This window comes from Micromonospora sp. NPDC048907 (assembly GCF_055586885.1).
The window spans coordinates 323,396-343,662 of record NZ_JBVJHI010000006.1 but is presented as its reverse complement, the minus strand read 5'-3'; the positions used below and the strand labels follow the sequence as shown (position 1 = coordinate 343,662).

General features: G+C 74.0%; 18 protein-coding genes. 6 read left to right on the top strand and 12 right to left on the bottom strand.

The features are described 5' to 3' along the window. Positions 1 to 45: 45 nt before the first annotated feature. Positions 46 to 2,490 (bottom strand): DNA translocase FtsK, encoded by a 2,445-nt coding sequence (locus tag ACZ6PY_RS23070; RefSeq protein WP_466074948.1) that lies wholly within the window; start codon positions 2,488 to 2,490, stop codon positions 46 to 48. Between the two features lie 113 nt (positions 2,491 to 2,603). On the opposite strand from ACZ6PY_RS23070, the gene ACZ6PY_RS23065 reads away from it, so the two are divergent. Continuing rightward, positions 2,604 to 3,083: a type III secretion system chaperone family protein gene (locus tag ACZ6PY_RS23065; protein WP_466074947.1), complete on the top strand. Its 480-nt coding sequence runs from the start codon at positions 2,604 to 2,606 to the stop codon at positions 3,081 to 3,083. Next, complete coding sequence (locus ACZ6PY_RS23060) at positions 3,080 to 4,654, top strand: YbjN domain-containing protein (RefSeq protein ID WP_466074946.1); 1,575 nt, start codon at positions 3,080 to 3,082, stop codon at positions 4,652 to 4,654. The genes ACZ6PY_RS23065 and ACZ6PY_RS23060 overlap by 4 nt, the downstream gene beginning before the upstream one ends. Positions 4,655 to 4,741: 87 nt before the next feature. Here ACZ6PY_RS23060 and ACZ6PY_RS23055 read toward each other — a convergent pair whose 3' ends face one another. The 6 genes from ACZ6PY_RS23055 to ACZ6PY_RS23030 form a co-directional block, all read right to left on the bottom strand. Beyond that, on the bottom strand, positions 4,742 to 6,295 hold the full coding sequence (locus ACZ6PY_RS23055; RefSeq protein ID WP_466074945.1) for a S1 family peptidase: 1,554 nt from the start codon (positions 6,293 to 6,295) through the stop codon (positions 4,742 to 4,744). A gap of 184 nt (positions 6,296 to 6,479) precedes the next feature. Next, positions 6,480 to 8,168: a ribonuclease J gene (locus ACZ6PY_RS23050; RefSeq protein ID WP_466074944.1), complete on the bottom strand. Its 1,689-nt coding sequence runs from the start codon at positions 8,166 to 8,168 to the stop codon at positions 6,480 to 6,482. A gap of 51 nt (positions 8,169 to 8,219) precedes the next feature. Further along, on the bottom strand, positions 8,220 to 9,146 hold the full coding sequence (gene dapA / locus ACZ6PY_RS23045) for a 4-hydroxy-tetrahydrodipicolinate synthase (protein ID WP_466074943.1): 927 nt from the start codon (positions 9,144 to 9,146) through the stop codon (positions 8,220 to 8,222). Between the two features lie 52 nt (positions 9,147 to 9,198). Next, a complete protein-coding gene (thyX, locus tag ACZ6PY_RS23040) occupies positions 9,199 to 9,936 on the bottom strand; it encodes an FAD-dependent thymidylate synthase (RefSeq protein ID WP_466075231.1) in 738 nt (245 codons plus the stop codon). A 91-nt stretch (positions 9,937 to 10,027) separates the two neighbouring features. Next, positions 10,028 to 10,603, bottom strand: coding sequence for a DUF2752 domain-containing protein (locus ACZ6PY_RS23035; protein WP_466074942.1), 576 nt, complete (start codon positions 10,601 to 10,603; stop codon positions 10,028 to 10,030). Further along, complete coding sequence (locus tag ACZ6PY_RS23030) at positions 10,593 to 11,822, bottom strand: winged helix-turn-helix domain-containing protein (RefSeq protein WP_466074941.1); 1,230 nt, start codon at positions 11,820 to 11,822, stop codon at positions 10,593 to 10,595. The genes ACZ6PY_RS23035 and ACZ6PY_RS23030 overlap by 11 nt, the downstream gene beginning before the upstream one ends. 79 nt (positions 11,823 to 11,901) lie before the next feature. On the opposite strand from ACZ6PY_RS23030, the gene ACZ6PY_RS23025 reads away from it, so the two are divergent. Continuing rightward, the gene (locus ACZ6PY_RS23025; RefSeq protein WP_466074940.1) at positions 11,902 to 12,453 is read left to right on the top strand and encodes a GNAT family N-acetyltransferase; all 552 of its coding nucleotides are present in this window, start codon (positions 11,902 to 11,904) and stop codon (positions 12,451 to 12,453) included. On the opposite strand, the gene ACZ6PY_RS23020 is transcribed toward ACZ6PY_RS23025, so the two are convergent. After that, positions 12,352 to 13,662, bottom strand: coding sequence for a glycosyltransferase family 87 protein (locus ACZ6PY_RS23020; protein ID WP_466074939.1), 1,311 nt, complete (start codon positions 13,660 to 13,662; stop codon positions 12,352 to 12,354). The genes ACZ6PY_RS23025 and ACZ6PY_RS23020 overlap by 102 nt on opposite strands. 35 nt (positions 13,663 to 13,697) lie before the next feature. Here ACZ6PY_RS23020 and ACZ6PY_RS23015 point away from each other — a divergent pair, with 35 nt between their 5' ends. The 3 genes from ACZ6PY_RS23015 to ACZ6PY_RS23005 are packed head-to-tail and all read left to right on the top strand — an operon-like array spanning position 13,698 to position 15,735. Beyond that, complete coding sequence (locus tag ACZ6PY_RS23015) at positions 13,698 to 14,276, top strand: GNAT family N-acetyltransferase (RefSeq protein WP_466074938.1); 579 nt, start codon at positions 13,698 to 13,700, stop codon at positions 14,274 to 14,276. Between the two features lie 37 nt (positions 14,277 to 14,313). Beyond that, positions 14,314 to 15,345 (top strand): sigma-70 family RNA polymerase sigma factor, encoded by a 1,032-nt coding sequence (locus tag ACZ6PY_RS23010; RefSeq protein WP_466074937.1) that lies wholly within the window; start codon positions 14,314 to 14,316, stop codon positions 15,343 to 15,345. Positions 15,346 to 15,354: 9 nt separating this feature from the next. After that, the gene (locus tag ACZ6PY_RS23005) at positions 15,355 to 15,735 is read left to right on the top strand and encodes a VOC family protein (RefSeq protein ID WP_262287418.1); all 381 of its coding nucleotides are present in this window, start codon (positions 15,355 to 15,357) and stop codon (positions 15,733 to 15,735) included. A gap of 46 nt (positions 15,736 to 15,781) precedes the next feature. Here the strand turns inward: ACZ6PY_RS23005 and ACZ6PY_RS23000 are convergent, their stop codons facing one another. The 4 genes from ACZ6PY_RS23000 to ACZ6PY_RS22985 form a co-directional block, all read right to left on the bottom strand. Next, the gene (locus tag ACZ6PY_RS23000) at positions 15,782 to 16,669 is read right to left on the bottom strand and encodes a carbohydrate ABC transporter permease (RefSeq protein WP_466074936.1); all 888 of its coding nucleotides are present in this window, start codon (positions 16,667 to 16,669) and stop codon (positions 15,782 to 15,784) included. A gap of 1 nt (position 16,670) precedes the next feature. Next, complete coding sequence (locus ACZ6PY_RS22995) at positions 16,671 to 17,789, bottom strand: carbohydrate ABC transporter permease (RefSeq protein ID WP_466074935.1); 1,119 nt, start codon at positions 17,787 to 17,789, stop codon at positions 16,671 to 16,673. A 68-nt stretch (positions 17,790 to 17,857) separates the two neighbouring features. After that, on the bottom strand, positions 17,858 to 19,105 hold the full coding sequence (locus ACZ6PY_RS22990) for a sugar ABC transporter substrate-binding protein (RefSeq protein ID WP_466074934.1): 1,248 nt from the start codon (positions 19,103 to 19,105) through the stop codon (positions 17,858 to 17,860). 26 nt (positions 19,106 to 19,131) lie between these two features. Then, positions 19,132 to 20,109, bottom strand: coding sequence for a LacI family DNA-binding transcriptional regulator (locus ACZ6PY_RS22985; protein ID WP_466074933.1), 978 nt, complete (start codon positions 20,107 to 20,109; stop codon positions 19,132 to 19,134). Positions 20,110 to 20,267: the final 158 nt, after the last annotated feature.

The following is a 20,267-nucleotide window of genomic DNA, read 5'->3' as shown; positions in this document are numbered from 1 at the left end:
GGCCCGCCGGATCCCGGCGGGCCCTCGTCGCGTGCCACGTCCGGGCTACTCCTCGCCGCCGCGCAGGCCGGCCAGGACCTCCTCCAGCTCGTCGGGCTTGACCAGCACGTCGCGGGCCTTGGACCCCTCGGACGGGCCGACCACGCCCCGGGTCTCCATGAGGTCCATGAGCCGGCCCGCCTTGGCGAAGCCGACCCGCAGCTTGCGCTGCAGCATCGAGGTCGAGCCGAACTGCGAGGTGACCACCAGCTCCACCGCCTGCACCAGCAGGTCCAGGTCGTCGCCGATGTCCTCGTCGATCTTCTTCTTGCTGTCCTGCGCGGGGGCGAGCACATCCGGACGGAAGTCCGGCTCGCGCTGGTCCTTGCAGAACTTCACCACGTCGTGGATCTCGCGCTCGGTCACCCAGGCGCCCTGGATGCGGATCGGCTTCGAGGCGCCCATGGGCAGGAACAGCCCGTCGCCGCGGCCGAGCAGCTTCTCCGCGCCGGGCTGGTCGAGGATGACCCGGGAGTCGGCCAGCGAGGACGTGGCGAAGGCGAGCCGGGACGGCACGTTCGCCTTGATCAGGCCGGTGACCACGTCGACCGAGGGGCGCTGGGTGGCCAGCACCAGGTGGATGCCGGCGGCGCGGGCCAGCTGCGTGATCCGGACGATGGAGTCCTCCACGTCGCGCGGCGCGACCATCATGAGGTCGGCCAGCTCGTCCACGATCACCAGCAGGTACGGGTAGGGCCGCATCTCCCGCTCGCTGCCCGGCGGCGCCTTGATCTCGCCGTTGCGCACCTTGCGGTTGAAGTCGTCGATGTGCCGGACCCCGTTGGCGGCGAGGTCGTCGTAGCGCATGTCCATCTCGCGGACGACCCACTCCAGCGAGTCGGCCGCCTTCTTCGGGTTGGTCACGATCGGGGTGACCAGGTGCGGGATGCCCTCGTAGCCGGTCATCTCGACCCGCTTCGGGTCGATCAGCAGCAGCCGCACCTCGTCCGGGGTGGCCCGGGTGAGGACCGACACCAGCAGCGAGTTCAGGCAGGACGACTTGCCCGCGCCGGTGGCGCCGGCGATCAGGATGTGCGGCATCTTGGCCAGGTTGGCCACCACGTAGCCGCCCTCGATGTCCTTGCCGAGCGCCACCACCATCGGGTGGTGGTCGCTGGTGGCCGCCCGCGAGCGCAGCACGTCGCCGAGCGCCACGTTCTCCGGGTCGGTGTTCGGGATCTCCACGCCGACCGCGCTCTTGCCCGGGATGGGGCTGAGGATCCGCACGTCCGGTGACTTCACGGCGTAGGCGATGTTGCGGGAGAGCTGGGTGATCCGCTCGACCTTGACGCCCGGCCCCAGCTCGACCTCGTAGCGGGTGACCGTCGGGCCGCGGGTGAAGCCGGTGACCGCGGCGTCCACGTCGAACTGCTCGAAGACGCCGGTCAGCGCGGCGATGACCTCGTCGTTGGCCTTGCTCCGGGTCTTCGGCGCGGCCCCGCTGCCCAGCATGTTGGCCGGCGGCAGGGTGTAATCGCCGGCCAGGCCGGTGAGCGCGAGCTGCTCCGCGCGGGTGGGCAGCGGGGAGTGCTCCGGCGGCTCGACCGGCTTGCGGCTGGCCGGCACCCGCTTGCGCGGCAGCACCAGGGTGTCCTGGAGGTCGACGCCGTCGAGGTCGTCGTCCGGGTCCAGCGGGTCGAGCGGCGGCGGGAGGCGCTTGGCCGCCCGCTTGCGGGGCGGCTTCGCCGCCGCCTCGGGCTCGGTCTCCTCGTCCTCGGGCGGCGGCACGGGGCCGCCGCGCAGGCCGAGCCGCTCCGGGATCTTGTTGATCGGGGTCGCGGTGATGACCAGCAGCCCGAAGACCAGCAGCAGGAGCAGCAGCGGCATGGCCACCCAGGCGGTCACCGCGGACTTGAGCAGGTCGCCCACGCCGGCGCCCAGCAGGCCGCCCGCGTAGTCGCGCTGGACCTCGTCGACCGGGTCCTGTCCGATGTGCAGCATGGCCGCCGTGGCGAGCAGCATCGAGCCCCAGCCGACCAGGCCGCGCCCCCGGTGCTCCGGATCGGCCGGGGTGCGCATGAGCCGCCAGGCGCCCACCATGAGCAGCACCGGCAGCACGATGGCGATCGCCCCGACGAACAGGCGGGCGGTGTCCGCGAGGTGCCGGCCCACCGGCCCCGCCCCGCCGGACCAGATGCCCACGGCGCTGAGGATGGCCAGGCCGAACAGGAGCAGCCCGGCGCCGTCGCGGCGGTGCTCCGGGTCCAGCTGGCGCGTGGTGGCGGCCTGCCGGCCGGCGGCCCGGAACGCCCAGCCCACGCTGTGCGCCAGCCCCATCCACAGCGCACCCACCGCCCGGCCCACGAACGCCGCCGGGCTCGGCCCGCGCGCCGGGCGCCGCCGGGCGGTCGCCCTCGTGGCCTTCTTGGCCGGCTGGCGGGCACGGCTGTTCGTGGTTCCGCGCGGCGACGCGCCGCGCCGCCGGCTCGCCTGAGAGGTACGGCCCGCCATACAGTCACCGTAACGGCGGGACCCGGCAGATCGCCGCTTTTCCGGGTCGTGTCCGCGCGTCGCGGCAGGGATCCGCCGCGCGTTGTGTTATTCGCCTCAGAAGGGATGCCCTCATGGCGTCGCCGGAGATCGAGGACGGTCCGGACGGCCCCCTGGCCGGACACCCGCAGACGTTACGACCGCTGACCGGCGAGCTGATCGCCGCCGTGCTGACCAACCGGGGGTACGCGGTGACCGAGGACGCCGACGGCGACCTGGTGGGCCGCTGGGGCGACAGCCTCATCTGGTTCTTCCGGCGCGGCGCCGCCGGGGAGCTGCTCCAGGTGCGCACGGTCACGGCCCACCGCTTCGGCATCGAGACGGTGCCCGACCTGCACGCCTTCTGCAACGCCTGGAACCACGACCGGCTCTGGCCCAAGGCGTTCGTGCACGTCGCCGACGACGGGCTGGCCCAGGTGTGCGGCGAGGTGACGACCGACCTGGAACGCGGGGTCACCCCGCACCAGCTCGACCAGCTCGTCGACTGTGGCGTCACCACCGGCTGCCAGCTCGCCGCCGCCGTGGCGGACCTGCCCGGCGGGACCCTGCGATGACGACGTTCCGGGACCGGGGGCTCGCCGACGCGCTCGCCGACGCCCGGGACCTGCCCGACGGCGAGGCCCGCTGCGCCGAGCTGGAACGCATCGCCGCCCGCGCGGACGCCACCGGCGACCCGCGCACCGCGCTGGCGGCGCGGTTCGCGCTGGTCGAGGCGTACCTGCACCTGGGCGAGCGGTGGCGCACCGTGGAGCCGGTACGGCGCTGCGTGGCCATGGTGGACCGGCGGCCGGAGCTGCTCGACGGCCCCGGCGGGGCCGAGCGGCTGCGCCGGCACCAGCGGCAGGCCGTCGAGGCGCTCTTCGGCACCCCCCGGGTGGCCCTGGACCAGGCCCGCTCCCTGTTGGACGACCTCGCCGACCGGCTGGGCCCCGCCGCCGGGCCGGTGGCCGAGCTGCGCTGCCGGCTCGCCGACCACCTCGGGAACGAGCCGACCGCCCGCCGCGAGTACGACAGCTGGTCCTCCGGCGACGCCACCGACCCGGTGGCCGGCTGCGCGGGCTGCGCCCCGGCCCGCCGCGCCGAGCTGCTGGCCGGCTGGGGCGAGCCGGCGGCCGCGCTGGCCGTGCTGGAGCCGGTGCTCGACGGCGAGCCGGGCTGCACCGACCAGCCGGAGCGGGCCCTCGCGGCGGGGCTGCTGCCCTGGCTGCGCACCGGCGAGGCGGAGCGCGCCGCCCGGGCGCACGTGCGGGCGTACCGGCGGCACCGCCGCGAGCGGGCGGCCTTCCCGCAGCTCGCCGCCCACCTGCGGTTCTGCGCGCTGGGCGGGCACCTTGCGCACGGGCTGGACGTGCTGGCCGAGCAACTGCCCCGGCTCGACCACCCGGCCGACGACCTGTCCGCCATGGAGTTCGCGGCGGCGGGCGCGCTGCTCTGCGGGCTGGCCACCGAGGCCGGACTGGGCGGGCGGCGGATCCACCGCCCCGGCCACGGGCCCCGGCCCGCCGCCGAGGTGGACGTGTCCACGCTCGCCGGTCAGCTCCAGGCCCTCGCCACCACGCTGGCCGGCAGCTTCGACGCCCGCAACGGCACCGGCCACCAGTCCGGCCGGATCGCGTCCTGGCTGGCCGAGCGGCCCCTCGCCGAGCCGGTGCCGCTGCCCGCCGAGGACGACGTCACCGACGACGACCCGGCCGAGCCCGGCCCGCCCGGCGCGGAGGAACCCGCCCCGCTGAGCCTGCGGATGCTCACCGCCGCCCTCGACGCGCGCGGCGACGCGTACACGGTGGAACCCGACGGCACGGTGGTGGGGCGCTGGGGCGAGGCCGTGCTCCAGTTCCGGCGGCTCGGGCCGCAGGGCGAGGTGCTGCACGCCCGCGCCGTGGCGCTGCGCCGGCTGCCGGCCGCCCGCCGCGCCGAGGCGTACGCGTTCTGCAACGCCTGGAACCACGACCGGCTGCTGCCGGCGGCGTACGTGCACGACCCGGGCGACGGGACACTGCTGCTGGCCGCCGACGTCACCACCGACCTGGCGTACGGCGTGGCCCGTGCACAGCTCGTCGTGCTGGTCACGGCGGCGGTCAGCACCGGGGCCGCGTACGCCGAGGCGGTCGCCGCGCTGCCGTGAGCCCGGGACGCGGCGCGGCCCCCGCCCACCGGGCGGTGGTGGACGGGGGCCGCGGTCCGGTGCCGCCGGGATCGACCCGGCGGCGGCTCAGCGGGCGGAGAACGCCAGGGTGTACTCGCCGGCGCCGGCCAGCCCGACCACCCGGTAGCGGTAGGCGCCGGCCGGGGTGTCGGCGGTGAGCCGGGCGAGCCCGTCGGTGCTGCCGGCGCGGGCCACGGTGCGGAACGTGGTGCCGGTGAAGCGTTGCAGCTCCAGCACCACGCGGGCACCCGCCGGCGCGGACACGCACGCCTCCTGGGCGCCGCCGGACACCCGGAAGAAGCGGCCGTCGGGCTGGACCTGCGCCCGGCCGGCGGCGATCCGGCCGGTCCGGCTCACCTGCCCGGTGCAGTCCGTGGCGTCGCCGGCCGGCGGGGTGGCCGGTGCGGTGCTCTCCGGCGGCGCGGTGGTTTCGCCCCCGGCGGGCGGCGCGGAGGGCTGGTCGCCCGCCGTGACCAGGGTCAGGTTGTTGCGCTGGAGGATCTCGTTGACCGGCTGGAAGAAGGTCACGCCGCCCCGGGTGCAGTCGCCGGAACCACCGGAGGTGACCCCCTGCGCCTGGTCGCCGGAAAGCCACGCGCCACCGGAGTCGCCCGGCTCGGCGCAGACGTCCGTCCGGGTCAACCCGGTGACCGTCCCCTCCGGATAGTTCACCGTGGCGTTCTTGGCCTGGATGACCCCGCAGCGGGTGCCGGTGGTCGAGCCGGAGCGGCACACCGAGGCGCCGACCGGCGCCTCGGCGGAGCCGTTCACCGGCACCGTGCCGCCGTTGAAGTCGTTCACCGCGCCCTGCGGCGTCCACTGGCCGTTCACCTCGACGACCGCCCAGTCGTCGCCCGGGAACGAGGAGGCCGCGAAGGTGCCCTGGGCGACCCGGTTCGCGCCGGCGGTCCGGTCCCCCGGACGGCCGCAGTGCCCGGCCGTGACGAAGCCGCCGACCACCGAGAAGCCGACCGAGCAGCGGCCGGCGTTGTTGATGAAGTACGCGTCGCCGCCCCGCACGTCGAACAGCGGGCGGGGCGCCTCGTCGGCGGTCTTCACCCGCACCGCGCCGGCGGGCACCCCGCTGGCCTCGGCGAACCGGCGGCCGGCCGCCTCCGCGCCGGGCCGGGCGACCACCACGACCGAGTTGGTGGCCACGTCGACGTACCAGCCGGCCACGTCCGGGGTGGCCTCCCCGCCGGCCGCGTCGAGTCGCGTCTTCACCGCGTCCAGCTCGGCGACCCCGCGGTCGACCCGCCTGGGCACCGCGCCCGCGGCGGTCACCCGGGCCGCCTGCGCCGGGTCGGCGACCGCCACGTTCAGCGTCGTCCCGTCCGCGCCCAGCCAGCTGCCGCCGTAGTCGGCGCCCAGTTCGCCGCGGAGTTTCGTGACCGTGCCGGACGCCCACCGCTCGGTCTTCAGCCGCCGGGCCGCCTGGTCCCGGGTGAGCGACAGGTCGCGGCTCAGCGCGTCCAGCACCTCGGGCGCGACGCCGTCGGACGCCGCCGGTGCGCTCCGCCGGGTCGGGTTCTCGCCGGCGAACGACGGCAGGGTCACCGCCGCCGCCGTGCCCGCCGCCGCCACCAGCACGCCGATGGCTGTCATCCGTCTGCGGTCCATCCGCCACGCTCCTCCCGGCCGGCGCGGGTACGCCTGCCGGAGCGGAGTACGGAGACGGGCGCCGATCGGTTGAACCCGGTGGCCGGGATTCGACGCAGCGTGCCAGGACGGCTCCGGGGCGTACCCGGACACGGCGACGCCGGCCCACCGCGGAGGGTGGGCCGGCGTGCGGAGCGTGCGGCGGTCAGACCTCGACGACCGTCGGCACGATCATCGGCCGGCGGCGGTACGCGTCGTTGACCCAGCGCCCGACGGTGCGCCGGACGATCTGCTGGAGCTGGTGCGGGTCGGTGATGCCGTCCGCGGCGGCCCGGTTCAGCGCCTCGGTGACCAGCGGGATGACCGGGCTGAACGCCTCCGGGTCCTCGGAGAAGCCCTTCGCCGAGAGGGTCGGCCCGCCGACCACCTTGCCGGTGACCGAGTCGATCACCACGGTAGTGGCGATGAAACCGCCGTCGCCGAGGATCCGGCGCTCGGTGAGCAGCGACTCGCTGACGTCGCCCACGGCGAGACCGTCGACGTAGACGTACCGGCTCTTCACGTGGCCGACCAGGCTGGCCCGCCCGTCGACCAGGTCCACCACGTCGCCGTCCTCGCAGAGCACCACCCGGTCCGGCGCGACGCCCGACTCGATGCCGAGGCGGGCGTGCGCCCGCAGGTGCCGCCACTCGCCGTGCACCGGCATGAGGTTGCTCGGCCGGGTGACGTTGAGCAGGTAGAGCAGCTCGCCGGCGGGCGCGTGACCGGAGACGTGCACCTTGGCCACGTCCTTGTGGATCACCGTGGCGCCGGCCCGGGCCAGCCGGTTGATCACCCGGTAGACCGAGGTCTCGTTGCCCGGCACCAGCGAGGAGGCGAGCACCACGGTGTCGCCGGGCGCGATGGTGATGTGCCGGTGGTCGCCGCTGGCCATCCGGCCCAGCGCGCTCATCGGCTCGCCCTGCGAGCCGGTGGACATGAGCACGATCTGCTCGGGCGGCAGCGCGGTGGCCTCCTCCAGCCCGACCACCAGGCCCGGCGGGATGTTGAGCAGGCCCAGGTCCCGGGCGATGCCCATGTTGCGGACCATCGACCGGCCGATCAGCGCCACCTTGCGCCCGTGCTCGACGGCGGAGTCGAACACCTGCTGCACCCGGTGCACGTGGGAGGCGAACGAGGCCACGATGATCCGGCCGCGCGCCTTGGCGAAGATCGAGTCGAGCACCGGGCCGATCTCCCGCTCCGGGGTGACGAAGCCGGGGATCTCCGCGTTGGTGGAGTCGGACAGCAGCAGGTCCACGCCCTCGGCGCCGAGCCGGGCGAAGCCGGCCAGGTCGGTGATCCGGCCGTCCAGCGGGAGCTGGTCCATCTTGAAGTCGCCGGTGTGCAGCACCAGGCCGGCGCCGGTGCGGATGGCCACGGCGAGCGCGTCGGGGATCGAGTGGTTCACCGCGAAGAACTCGCACTCGAACGGGCCGAGCCGCTCGCGCCGCCCCTCCGCGACGGTCAGCGTGTAGGGCTGGATCCGCCGCTCGGCCAGCTTCGCCTCGACCAGGGCCAGGGTGAACTGCGAGCCGACCAGCGGAATGTCCGGCTTGTGGGCGAGCAGGTACGGCACCGCGCCGATGTGGTCCTCGTGGCCGTGGGTGAGCACGATCGCCTGCACGTCGCCGAGCCGGTCCAGGATCGGACCGAAGTCGGGCAGGATCAAATCCACGCCCGGCTGCTCGACGTCGGGGAAGAGCACCCCGCAGTCGACGATCAGCAGCTTGCCGTCGTACTCGAAGACCGTCATGTTCCGGCCGATGGCGCCGAGTCCGCCGAGCGGGATGATCCGCAGGCCGCCCTCCGGCAGCGGCGGGGGCAGCTCACCCTCGATGTGCGCCTCGGTCACGCGTCACCTCATTCTGCGACGCCGTCGCGCGGCGTCCGTCGTGTCGTTCGATCATTCGGGTAGGGGAAGGCCCGCCGCGGCGCAGTCCGCGCGCAGCTGGGCCAGTTCGTCGCCGGTGGCGTCCACCAGCGGCGGGCGCACCGGGCCGGCCGGCAGGCCCTTGGCCGCCAGGCCCGCCTTCACCAGGATCACGCCCTGGGTCCGGAAGATGCCGGTGAACAGCGGCAGCAGCCGCCGGTGCAGGGTGAGCGCGGTGGCCGTGTCGCCGGCCTCGAACGCCTCGATGAGCTGCTTGGTCTGCGCCCCGGTGAAGTGCGTGGAGGTGCCGACCACGCCGACCGAGCCGACCGCCAGGGCGGGCAGGGTCAGCGCGTCCTCGCCGCTGTAGAAGGCCAGGTCGCTGCGGGCCAGCACCCAGGAGGTGGCGGTGAGATCGCCCTTGGCGTCCTTGACCGCCACGATCCGGCCGTGCTCGGACATCGTGACCAGGGTGTCCGTGGCGATCGCCGTACCGGTGCGGTGCGGGATGTCGTACACCATGATCGGCAGCCCGCTGGCGTCGGCGACCGCGGTGAAGTGGCGCAGCAGCCCGGCCTGCGGCGGCTTGTTGTAGTACGGCGTCACCACCAGCAGGCCGTGCGCGCCGGCCTTCTCCGCCTGCGCGGCCAGCTCGATGGTGTGCCGGGTGTCGTTGGTGCCCACGCCGGCCACGATCCGGGCCCGGTCACCGACCGCCTCCACGACGGCACGGATCAGGGCCTCCTTCTCCGCGTCGGTGGTGGTCGGGGACTCGCCGGTGGTGCCGTTGAGCACCAGCGCGTCGTTGCCCTGCTCGTCGACGAGGTGGCTGGCGAGCCGTCCGGCGCCGTCGAGGTCGAGTGACCCGTCGGCGGTGAACGGGGTCACCATGGCCGTGATCAGTCGCCCGAACGGGCGCGACGCGCCCCGGTTCGGGACGGCAGGGAGGTCGTGCGTCATGTTCACAACCTAGCGGACGACCACCGGGCCCCCGGCGGCGAAGGGCGACGACTCACTCGGCGTGCGGAGACGCCGCCACCTCGGTGCCGTCCGGCAGTGTGGAGATCACGAAGTCGGCGAAGACGTTCGGCGCGACCCCCTGGAGCTGCCGCAGGCACTCCACGGCCAGCTCGCGGATCTCCACATCGGCGTGCTCGGTGGCGCGCATCTTGATGAAGTGCCGCCACGCCCGGTAGTTGCCGGTGACCACGATCCGGGTCTCGGTGGCGTTGGGCAGCACCGCCCGGGCCGCCTGCCGGGCCTGCTTGCGGCGCAGCGTCGGGTTGGGCTCGTCGGTGAAGCGGGCCTCCAGGCCCTCCAGCAGCTCGGTGTACGCCCGGACGGCCGCCTCGCTCGCCTCGACGAACTTCTTGTGCAGCTCCGGGTCCTCGGCGATCACCGCGGGCTCGACCATGGCCGCGTCCCGCTCCGGGACGTAGCGCTGGGAGAGCTGCGAGTAGGAGAAGTGCCGGTGCCGGATCAGCTCGTGGGTGAACGACCGGGACACCCCGCTGAAGTAGAAGGTCACCGAGCCGTGCTCCAGCACGGACAGGTGCCCCACGTCGAGGATGTGCGCCAGGTAGCCGGCGTTGGTCGCGGTGGCCGGGTTCGGCTTCTTCCAGCTCTGGTAGCAGGCCCGGCCGGCGAACTCGGCGAGCGCCTGACCACCCTCCGCGTCGGTCGACCACGGCACGTCGTCCGGGGCCTGGAACTGGGTCCACGCGATCAGCTTGACCTGGGGCTGCACCATCTCCGGCATTCCTGCGACTGTAGTGGCCGGTGGGCCTCGGGCGAAACTCGGACGCGCGGACGTGAACCAGCCCACCAGCGGCGGGCAGCGGTCAGACGTAGAGCGAGGTGAAGGGGGCCAGGGGCAGGTTGCGCGCCACCGAGAAGGCGAGCCAGAGGGCCAGGAAGCCGCCGATCACCTTGGGGCTGATCCGCAGCTCCGGCAGCCGCCAGCCGAACGCCCGGTTCCCCGCCCAGCTCACGAAGAGCCAGGCCAGGAAGGGCAGCGAGAAGACGAAGAGGAAGTGGTGCCGGGCGGCGGCGGGGAGGTCGGCGTGCAGCACGTACCAGAGGGCGCGGGTGCCGCCGCAGCCCGGGCAGTCCAGCCCGGTGGTGAGCTTGAGCAGACAGGTCGGGCGCGCGTCGGGGTCGCTGTGGGTGGGGTCGCTGAGCAGCGCGTAGCCCATGCCCAGGCCGACGCAGCCGAGGGCCGCGAGGGGGACCGCCCAGCGGGGGGCGCGGGCGTGCAGCCGCAGCACCAGGCGGGTGAACCGGTCCGGCTCGACCGGCGGGTAGGCCACCCCGGCGGGCCAGGCCACCGGCCCGGCGGCGTGCTCCGCGGGCGGGACCGGGTGCGGGTCGGGCGCGGCGGCCGGCCGGTCAACGCTCGTCACGCGCTCACCGTACACCGGCCACGCCCACCAGGGCGGCGGCCAGCGGGGCGGCCAGGTCGCCGGCGGCGGGCGGGGCGACCGCGTCGAGGCCGAGCCAGCCGGCGAGCCGGTAGAGCTCCGCGGCGAGCGCCACGGCGGTCTCCCCCGGGTCGGCGCCGGGCTCGACCCAGGCGGCCGGCACCAGCAGGACCCCGGCCTTCCGGTCGGCCTTGAGGTCGACCCGGGCGGTGAACCGCTCGCCCTGGAGGAAGGGGAGCACGTAGTAGCCGTAGACCCGCTGCGGCGCGGGCACGTAGATCTCGATCCGGTAGGTGAAGTCGAACAGCCGCTCGGTGCGCGCCCGCTCCCAGACCAGCGGGTCGAACGGGCTGACCAGCGTGTTGCCGCGCACCCAGCGGGGCAGCCGCGCCTGCGTGTGCAGGTAGGCCGGCTGCCGCCAGCCCGCCACGGTGACCGGGGTCAGCTCGCCCGCCTCGACCAGCTCGGCGATCGCCTGCCGGGCGCCGGCCACCGGCAGCCGGAAGTAGTCCCGCAGCTCCGGCTCGGCGGCCACGCCCAGCGACCGGGCGGCGATCGCCACGAGGGTGCGGTGGGCGTCGGCGTCCTTCGGGGTGGGCGCGTCGAGCACGGCGGCCGGCAGCACCCGCTCGGGCAGGTCGTAGCGGCGGGCGAACGAGGTGGTGCGGTCGGCAGCGGTGACCTCGCCGGCCCAGAACAGGAACTCCAGCGCCCGCTTCACGGTGGACCAGTTCCACCCCCAGTTGCCGGTCTCCCGGGGCGCGTCGTGCTCGATCTCGGCGGCCGTGAGCGGGCCCCGGGCGGCCACCTCGTCGCGCACCCAGGCGACCAGCTCGGGCTGCTCCTGGGCGATCCGGCGCATCCCGCCCCACGCCTCGTCGTGGGCCTTGGCCATCCGCCAGCGCAGCGCCGCGTGCAGCCCCACCGGGACCAGCGACGCCTCGTGCCCCCAGTATTCGAACAGCTCGCGGGGGCGCCGGTAGGCCGCCGTGTCGAGCAGGCTGGTCGGGTAGGGACCGAGCCGGCTGTAGAGCGGCAGGTAGTGCGCGCGTTGCAGGACGTTCACCGAGTCCATCTGGATCAGCCCGACCCGGTCGAGCACCCGGCGCAGGTGCCGGCGGGTGGGCACGCCGGCGGGCGCCGGGTCGGCGAAGCCCTGGGCGGCCAGGGCGATCCGGCGGGCCTGGGTCAGGGAGAGCGATTCCGGTACGGCCATCGTCGGGGACCTTATTCCACCGGTACGACACCCCGCGCGGTGGCTGGACCGACCGCCCGGCGCGGCATAGAACGGACGGGTGCGCACCATCCGCCGGGAGGAACCGGACGACGCCGAGGCGATAGCCCGGGTGCACATCCGCGGCTGGCAGGCCGGGTACGCCGGGATCATGCCGGCCGAGGTGCTCGACCGGCTGAACCCGGCTGCCTGGGCGCAGCGCCGCCGGGACCTCGGCACGGCCGACCCGGAGCACCCGTTCACCACGCTTGTCGCCGAGGTCGACGGCACGATCGAGGGGTTCACCACCTTCGGGCCGTACCGGAACAACCAGGACCGCGGCGACCTCGACCCGGCGTACGGGGAGATCCTGGCGATCTACCTGGACCCGGCCCGGTGGGGCGGCGGGACCGCCCCGGCGCTGCTCGCGGCGGCCCGGGCCGGCCTCGCGGAGCGGGGCCTGGCCGAGTACCGGCTCTGGGTGCTCGCCGACAACGCCCGGGCCCGCCGCTTCTACGAACGGGCCGGGCTGTCACCGGACGGGGAGGAGTCCACCTACGCGGTGCCGCTGCACGGCGGGCGGGACCCGGTCCGGCTCCGCGAGCTGCGCTACACCGCCCGGCTCGACCGCTGACCCGGCCGGCCCGTCCGGGGCGACCGGACCGCCGCCGGTCGGCGTGGCCCGGTGCCGGACCGGCAGGGCGAGCAGCAGCGCGAGGCTGATCCAGACGTACGTGTTGCTGCCCAGGAACCCGTCCACCCCGGTGAAGTCCTTCTCCCAGGCCCAGACGATGCGGCTGGTGAGGAAGGCGTACCCGACGAGGGCACCCGCCAGCAGCAGGCGGCGGCGGAGGCTGCGGGCGGGCGCCGCCATGCCGTTGTCGACCAGCAGGATCAGCCCCGGCAGCAGCCAGACCAGGTGGTGCACCCAGGTCACCGGGCTGACCAGGCACATGGTGGCGCCGGTCAGCGCCAGGCCGGTGGCCTCGTCGCCGGCGGCCACCGCGGCCCGGGAGCGCCAGCCCCAGACGACCAGCGTGGCGAGGACCAGCGCCAGCCAGGCGACGGTGCTCGGGTGTTCCGGGTGGAGCCGGGCCACCACCCCGCGCAGCGACTGGTTGGAGACGAAGGCCAGCTCCCCCACCCGGTCGGTGTTCCACAGCGCCTCGGTCCAGAACTCCCGGGAGGCGTCCGGGAAGAGCGCGGCCGCGACCAGGGTGGCCGCCGCCGCCGCGCCGATGGCGGTGAACGCGGCCCGCCACCGGCCGGTGACCAGCAGGTAGACGATGAAGATGCCCGGGGTCAGCTTGATCGCGGTGGCCAGCCCGATGCCCACCCCGGCCCACCGGCTGCGCGCCGGCAGCAGCCGGAGCAGGTCCACCGCCACGAGGAACAGCAGCAGCATGTTGACCTGGCCGAAGTTGACCGTCTCGCGCATCGGCTCGTACGCGGCGGCGAGGCAGAGCGCCACCGCCAGGGCGAACCAGCGGGTCCAGCCGGCCCGCCGGGCGACCGGGTCGAGCAGCCACCAGATCACCACGGCGCTGACCACCACGGTGGCGGCCACGCTCCCGGTGATCGCCGCCCACCAGGGCAGGTACGCCATCGGCAGCATGACCAGCGCCGCGAACGGCGGGTAGGTGAAGCCGTACTGGGTGCCGCCCTTGAGGAAGTCGTAGATCTCCCCGCCGTCGTGCACCCAGAAGGTCAGCGCGCCGTAGTAGACCTTGAGGTCGAAGAAGCCGTGCCGCACGGCCGCCACGGACAGGAAGGCGGTCACCGCTCCGGCGAGCGCCACCACGGCGACGACCTGCGCGATCGTCCGCCTGGCACCCTGCGCCACCGTCGCCCTCCTCGCCCTGCGTAGGCTCACGTGCCATGGCTCTCGGGTACGTCCGCCCCGCGCGTCCGGAGGACGCCGGCGAGATCGCACGCCTCCAGCTCGCCACGTGGCGGGTCGCGTACCGCCGGATCCTGCCCCGGCACGTGCTCGACAACCTGGACGAGGCGTACCTCGCCCGGCGGTGGAGCGCCGCGGTGCAGGAGCCGCCCTCGGGCGCGCACCGCGTGCTGGTCGCCGTCGAACAGGCCGAGCAATCGTATCTGGTGGGGTTCGTCGCCTCCGGTCCGGCCGACGCCGAGGCGCTCGCGCCGGGCGAGCCGCCCGAGGCCCTCGGCGACGGCGTGGTGGCGGTGACCGACCTGCTGGTCGAGCCGCGCTGGGGCCGGCGCGGGCACGGCAGCCGGCTGCTCGCCGCGATGGTGGACCACTGGCGGGAGGACGGCTTCACCCGCGCGGTGGCCTGGGCGTTCGACGCCGACGAGGCGACCCGGAAGTTCCTCACCTCGACCGGCTGGGAGCCGGACGGCGCGGGCCGCGCGCTGGACGTGGACGACATGCTGGTCCCCCAGGTCCGCCTGCACGTCGGCGTCCCCGCCGAGCCGGCCGCCTCCTGAGTACCCGCTGTCGGGGGCACCGCCTACGGTTGGCGGCATGACGACCGCACCGGCGCCCGCTCCCCCCGACCTGGAGCCGTTCCGGGTCGAGTTGACCGGCTACGCGTACCGGATGCTCGGCTCGGTGTTCGACGCCGAGGACGCGGTGCAGGAGACCCTGCTGCGGGCCTGGCGCGGCCGCGACGGCTTCGACGGCCGGTCCAGCCTGCGCACCTGGCTCTACCGGATCGCCACCAACGTCTGCCTGGACCTGCTGCGCGGGCGCGGCCGGCGGGCCCTGCCGATCGACCTGGACGGGCCGGCCGCGCCGGTGGCCGGGTCGCTCGGCATGCCGTCCGGCGACTGGGTCGAGCCGGTGCCGGACCCGGCGGTGCTCCCGGCCGACCCTGCGGAGCTGGCGGTGGCCCGGGAGTCGGTGCGGCTGGCGTTCGTAGCCGCGCTCCAGCACCTGCCTCCCCGGCAGCGCGCCGTGCTGATCCTTCGGGACGTGCTGCGCTGGCGCGCCGACGAGGTCGCCGACCTGCTCGACGCCACGGTGCCGGCGGTCAACAGCGCGCTGCAGCGGGCCCGGGCGACCCTGACCGGGGTGCGCGCCGAGCGGCGCGTCGGGCCGGATCTCGACCCGGTCGACCGCGACCTGCTCGACCGCTACGTGGACGCCTTCGCCCGCTACGACGTCGATGCCCTGGTGGCGCTGCTGCGCGAGGACGCCGTGCAGAGCATGCCGCCCTACCGGATGTGGCTGCGCGGCGCCGCGGACATCGGCCGCTGGCTACGCGGGCCGGGGGCCGGCTGCCGGGGTTCCCGGCTGGTGCGGGTGGCCGCGAACGGCGGCCCGGCCGTGGCCCAGTACCGGGTCGACCCGGCCGGCGGTCACCGGGCCTTCTCGATCGGTGTGCTGGAGTGCGCCGGGGGCCGGATCGCCCGGCTCAGCTACTTCCTGGAGCCCCGGCTCTTCCCGCGTTTCGGGCTGCCGATCCGGCTTGATCCCGGACGCGCCGATGAGTTCGCGCCCCCCGCACCGTCCACCCCTGGTAGGCACGACGGAGGCGACGCACCGGCGGAGTGAGGAGCGGTCATGTTCAGGGACACGAAGGCGTTCAGCGGGTTCTCGGTGGACGACCCGGACCGCGCGGAGCGGTTCTACACCGACGTGCTGGGACTGCGGGTGTCCCGGGACGACGCGATGGGCGGCCTGCTGACCCTGCACCTGGCCGGGGACCGGCCGGTGCTGGTCTACCCGAAGGCCGACCACCGGCCGGCGACCTACACGGTGCTCAACTTCCCGGTCCCCGACATCGACCGGGCGGTGGACGAGCTGACCTCGCGCGGGGTGCGGTTCGCGCGCTACGAGGGCATGCCGCAGGACGACAAGGGCGTCATGCGGGGCAACGGCCCGTCGATCGCCTGGTTCACCGACCCGGCCGGCAACGTGTTCTCGGTGCTCCAGGAGGGCTGAACCGGGTGCGGCGGTCCCGGCACGGGGCGGGACCGCCGGCCACCGGTCAGCCCTTGTCGGCGCCCTCGTTGGCGCCGCGCACGAAGTAACGCTGGAAGATCATGAAGAGCACCGCCACCGGGATGGTGGCGAGCAGCGCGGCGCCCAGCTTGAGCGGATACTGGGTGCCCTTGCCGAGCGACCCGCTGACCAGGTCGGCCAGGCCTCGGGGCAGGGTGAACAGGTGCGGGTCCTGCACCGAGACGAGGCTGTGCGGGAACTCGTTCCAGGAGCCCTGGAACGACAGGATCGTCAGCGTGATCAGCGCCGGCCGCGCCATCGGCAGCACCACCGACCAGAAGGTGCGGAACACGCCCGCGCCGTCGATCCGGGCCGCCTCCTCGACGCTGACCGGCACCGACTCGAAGAACTGCTTCATGATGAAGACACCGGCCGCGTCGGCGAGCAGGGGCACCACGAGGCCCGCGTAGCTGTCGTAGAGGCCGAGCTGCTTGAGCACCAGGAACTTCGGGATGAGCAGCACCACGCCGGGCACCGCCATGACCGCGATGACCGCGGCGAACAGCCCGGCCCGGCCACGGAAGCGCAGCCGCGCCAGCGCGTAGCCGGCGAGCGAGTCGAAGAAGACCCGGCCGAGGGTGACCAGCACGGTGACCAGCAGCGAGTTGCCGAGCCAGAGCGGGAAGTTGGTGCCCGCGAAGATCCGCTCGAAGCCGGCCAGGGTCAGCGTGTCGGGGATCGGCGAGAGCGGGTTCGCCGCCGCGTCGGGCTCGGTCTTGAGCGAGTTGCCGAGCTGGATGACGAACGGGTAGAGGAAGACCAGCCCGAAGGCGATCAGGACCGCGTAGCCGAGGATGCGGTTGACCCGGGCGCGGGGCCCGCGGTGGGCGCGGCGCGTGACGGGCGGCGCCGGCCGGTCGGTGAGCACGGCCATGTCAGGACCCCTCCGGTACGCGTCGCCGCCACCACCGGGCCCGCCGGGGCTCGTCCCGGTCGGCCATCACCCGGCGCTGGAGCAGGGTCAACAGGATGATGATCAGGAACAGCACGAACGAGATGGCCGCGCCGGAGCCGTAGTCGAAGTCCCGGAAGGCGGTGCGGTACGACAGGTACGCCGGGGTGAGCGTGGTCTTGGCCGGGTCGCCCTGGCTCATCACGTACACCTGGTCGAAGACCTGCCAGGAGCCGATCAGCCCGAGGGTGAGCACCAGGAACATGGTCGGCTTGATCAGCGGCAGGGTGACGTGCCGGAAGCGCTGCCAGCGGGTGGCCCCGTCGAGGGTGCTGGCCTCGTCGAGCGCCACCGGCACGTTCTGCAACGCGGCCAGGAACATCAGCATGAAGGTGCCCGAGGTGGTCCAGATGACCAGGCTGATGATCGACACCATGGCCACGCTGGGGCCGGCGAGCCAGTCCCACCAGGTCAGGCCGAACGGGCCGCCGGAGGTGAGTGCCCCGGGCGGGTTGTCCACCCCGACGGCGCCGAGCAGCAGGTGCAGCACGCCCCGGGAGTCGGCGAACCATTCCGGCCCGTTGATCCCGAGGAGGCCGAGCAGCCTGTTGACCGCGCCGGAGTTGGCGAACAGGAACAGGAACACCACGCTGATCGCCACCGAGCTGGTGACCGAGGGGAAGTAGAAGGCGCTGCGGAAGAAGCCCTTCCCCTTGAGCATGCGGTTGTTGACCACGAGGGCGAGGCCGAGGGCGAGCGCGGTCTGCACCGGCACGACGATGCCCACGTAGTACATGTTGTTGCGGATGCTGGTCATGAAGTCCCGGCGGTCGAGCCCGTCCTCGACGAACAGCCGGGTGTAGTTGTCGCCGCCCACGAACGGCACGTCGCCGGTGAACGGGCTGCCCTGGCCGTTCCAGTCGGTCAGGCTCACCCACAGCGCCATGAGGATCGGCAGCAGCAGGAAGAGCCCGAGGATCACGATCACCGGCGCGACGAAGAGCCAGCCGGCGATGTTCTCGTTGCCGCGGACACCGCCGCCGCGACGGCGTGGCGGCTTCGCCGGCGTGGTCGCCGGGGCGCGCAACGCGTCGGTTGCCATCTCGTCCCTCCCTCCTTGTCCGTCGGAGCCGGTGCGGAGGGGCCCGCTCCGGGCCCCTCCGCCACCGCTCAGCCGCCGAGCGCCGCCTTGGCGTTCTTGTCGAAGTTGCTCAGGACCGTCTTCGGGTCACCGGTGGCCAGCCCCTGGAGGCCGGCCTCCAGGTCCCGCAGGACGCTGTCCATCTTCGGGGCGTTCACCGGGCCCTGCGCGTACGCGGCGGCGTCGATGAACGGCTTGTCCGCCGGGAAGGCGCTGGTGTACTGGTCGCGGACGGACTGCCGCGACGGCATCACGCCGAACGCCTTGGCGAAGCTCACCTGCTGGTCGCCCGCGGTCATCGCCTCGACGAACTTGATCGCCTGGTCCTTGTACTTCGACTTGGCGGCCACGCCCCAGCACTGGGTGAAGGACAGGGTGCCCTGCCCCTTCGGGCCGGCCGGCAGCGGCACGACCTTGTACTTCACGTTCGGGAAGTCGTTCTGCAGGGCGCCCTTGATCCAGTTGCCCTCGATGGTCATGACGGCCTTGCCCTTGCCGAACGCCTCCCCGGACCAGCCCGCGTCGAGCTGCTTCGGGAACTTGGCGTAGCCGTTGGTGAGCAGGGACTTCACGTACTGGAGGGCCTGGAGGTTCTCCGGGGTGTCGGCGGTGGGCTGCTTGCCGTCCTTGCTCATCAGCCAGCCGCCGTTCTGCACCATGAAGGCGCCGATCCGGTCGCGGGTGTCGCCGAGGGCGAGCGCCACCATCTTCTTCGCCTTGATCTTCTGGCTGACGGCGGTGAGCTGGTCCCAGGTGGTCGGCACGTCGGCGTCGGTCAGGCCGGCCTTCGCCCAGAGGTCGGTGTTGATCTCCAGGGCGAGGGTGGAGAAGTCCTTCGGCGCGCAGTAGAGCTTGCCGTCGTAGGTGAACGTGGTGCGCAGGCTCTCGTAGAAGTCGTCCTTGTTGCTGATCTTGTCGCCGTACGGCTCCAGGGCGCCGACGCTGGCGTAGTCGGCGAAGCGGCTCGCGTCGACGTAGAAGACGTCGGGCGGGGTGCCGCCGGCCAGGGCCTGGCCGAGCTGCTGGGTGAGGTCCTGGGCCGGGGTGACCGTGGCGGTGTTGCCGCTGGACGAGGCCCACGTGGCGGCCGCGTCCTGCACCGCCTTGGTCTCGGCCTCGCCGGAGGAGCCGATCAGGATCTGCAGGCTGGCCGGGCCGCTGGACTGCTTGGTGTCCTTCGCGGAGTCGTCGAAGCCGCTGCCGCACGCGGCGGAGCCGAACAGGGCGACGGCGGCGAAGCCGGCCACCGCCGCCCGGGTGAGGGTGCGAGGTGTCATCTGACTCTCCTGGATGGGGGATGTGGTCACGCCGTCTGCCGGAGCACGAGCGTGGGAGTGAGCAGCACACGGTGATCGGTGGGCTGGCCGTCGAGCAGGTCGGTGAGCAGGTCGACGCAGCGGGCGGCGGCCGCGGCGAGCGGCTGGCTGACGCTGCTCAGGCCGACCGCGGCGGCCACCGGGGTGTCGTCGAAGCCGACGACGGCGACCGGCGCGGCCGCGTCGCGCGCGGCCTGGAGCGCGCCGAGGGCGAGCGAGTCGCTGGCGCAGACCACCGCGGTCGGCGGCACGTCGCGGGCGAGCAGGTCCCGCAGCTCCCGCTCGCCCTCGGCGATGCCGTCCTCGGTCTCCCGGCGCAGGCCGGCCACGTCGTGTCCGGCCGCCGCCATGGTGGTACGCCAGCCGGCGCACCGGTCGTCGCCGACGCCGGAGCCGGCCGGCCAGCCGAGGAAGGCGATCCGGTGGTGGCCGGCGTCGAGCAGGTGCCGGGTGACCTGTGCGGTGCCGGCGGCGCCGTCCACGTCGACCCACGGGTGCCCGTCGAGGGCGTCCCACGGCCGGCCGAAGGTCACGAACGGCACCTCGCGCCCGGCCAGCCACGCGGTGCGCGGGTCGCCGTGCTTGGTGCCGGTGAGCACGAACGCGTCCAGGTCGTACGCGCCGAGCAGGTCGTCGTAGGTGGCGATCTCCTGGTCGTCGTCGCGGGCCGTGTAGAGCAGGACCCGGTAGCCGGCGGCGTCGGCGGTCTCGGTGAGGCCGTGCAGGAAGCGGTCGAGCACCGAGCCGTTGATCCCGTCCCGGGTGGGCTCGATGCGGACGGCGATGAGGCGGGAGCGGCCGGTCCGCATCTGCCGGGCGGCCTGGTTGGCCCGGTAACCGAGGGCGCTGATCGCCTCCTGCACCCGCCGCCGGGTCTCCTCGCGGACGATGTGCGGCGCGTTGAGCACGTTGGAGACCGTCTGCCGGCTCACCTGGGCATGCCGGGCCACCGTCGCGATGGTCACCTTTTCCGCCACTTGATCCCTCTCGCCGCCTTGAACGATCCAACTCCGATGAGGCAGGATTAGATCGTTCAAAGTTTCTGGAATGTTTCGCACTGTGGCACCGGCCGGAGCCATCTGTCAAGACGTCGCCGGCCCACCGATCAGCACCGGGAGTTCCT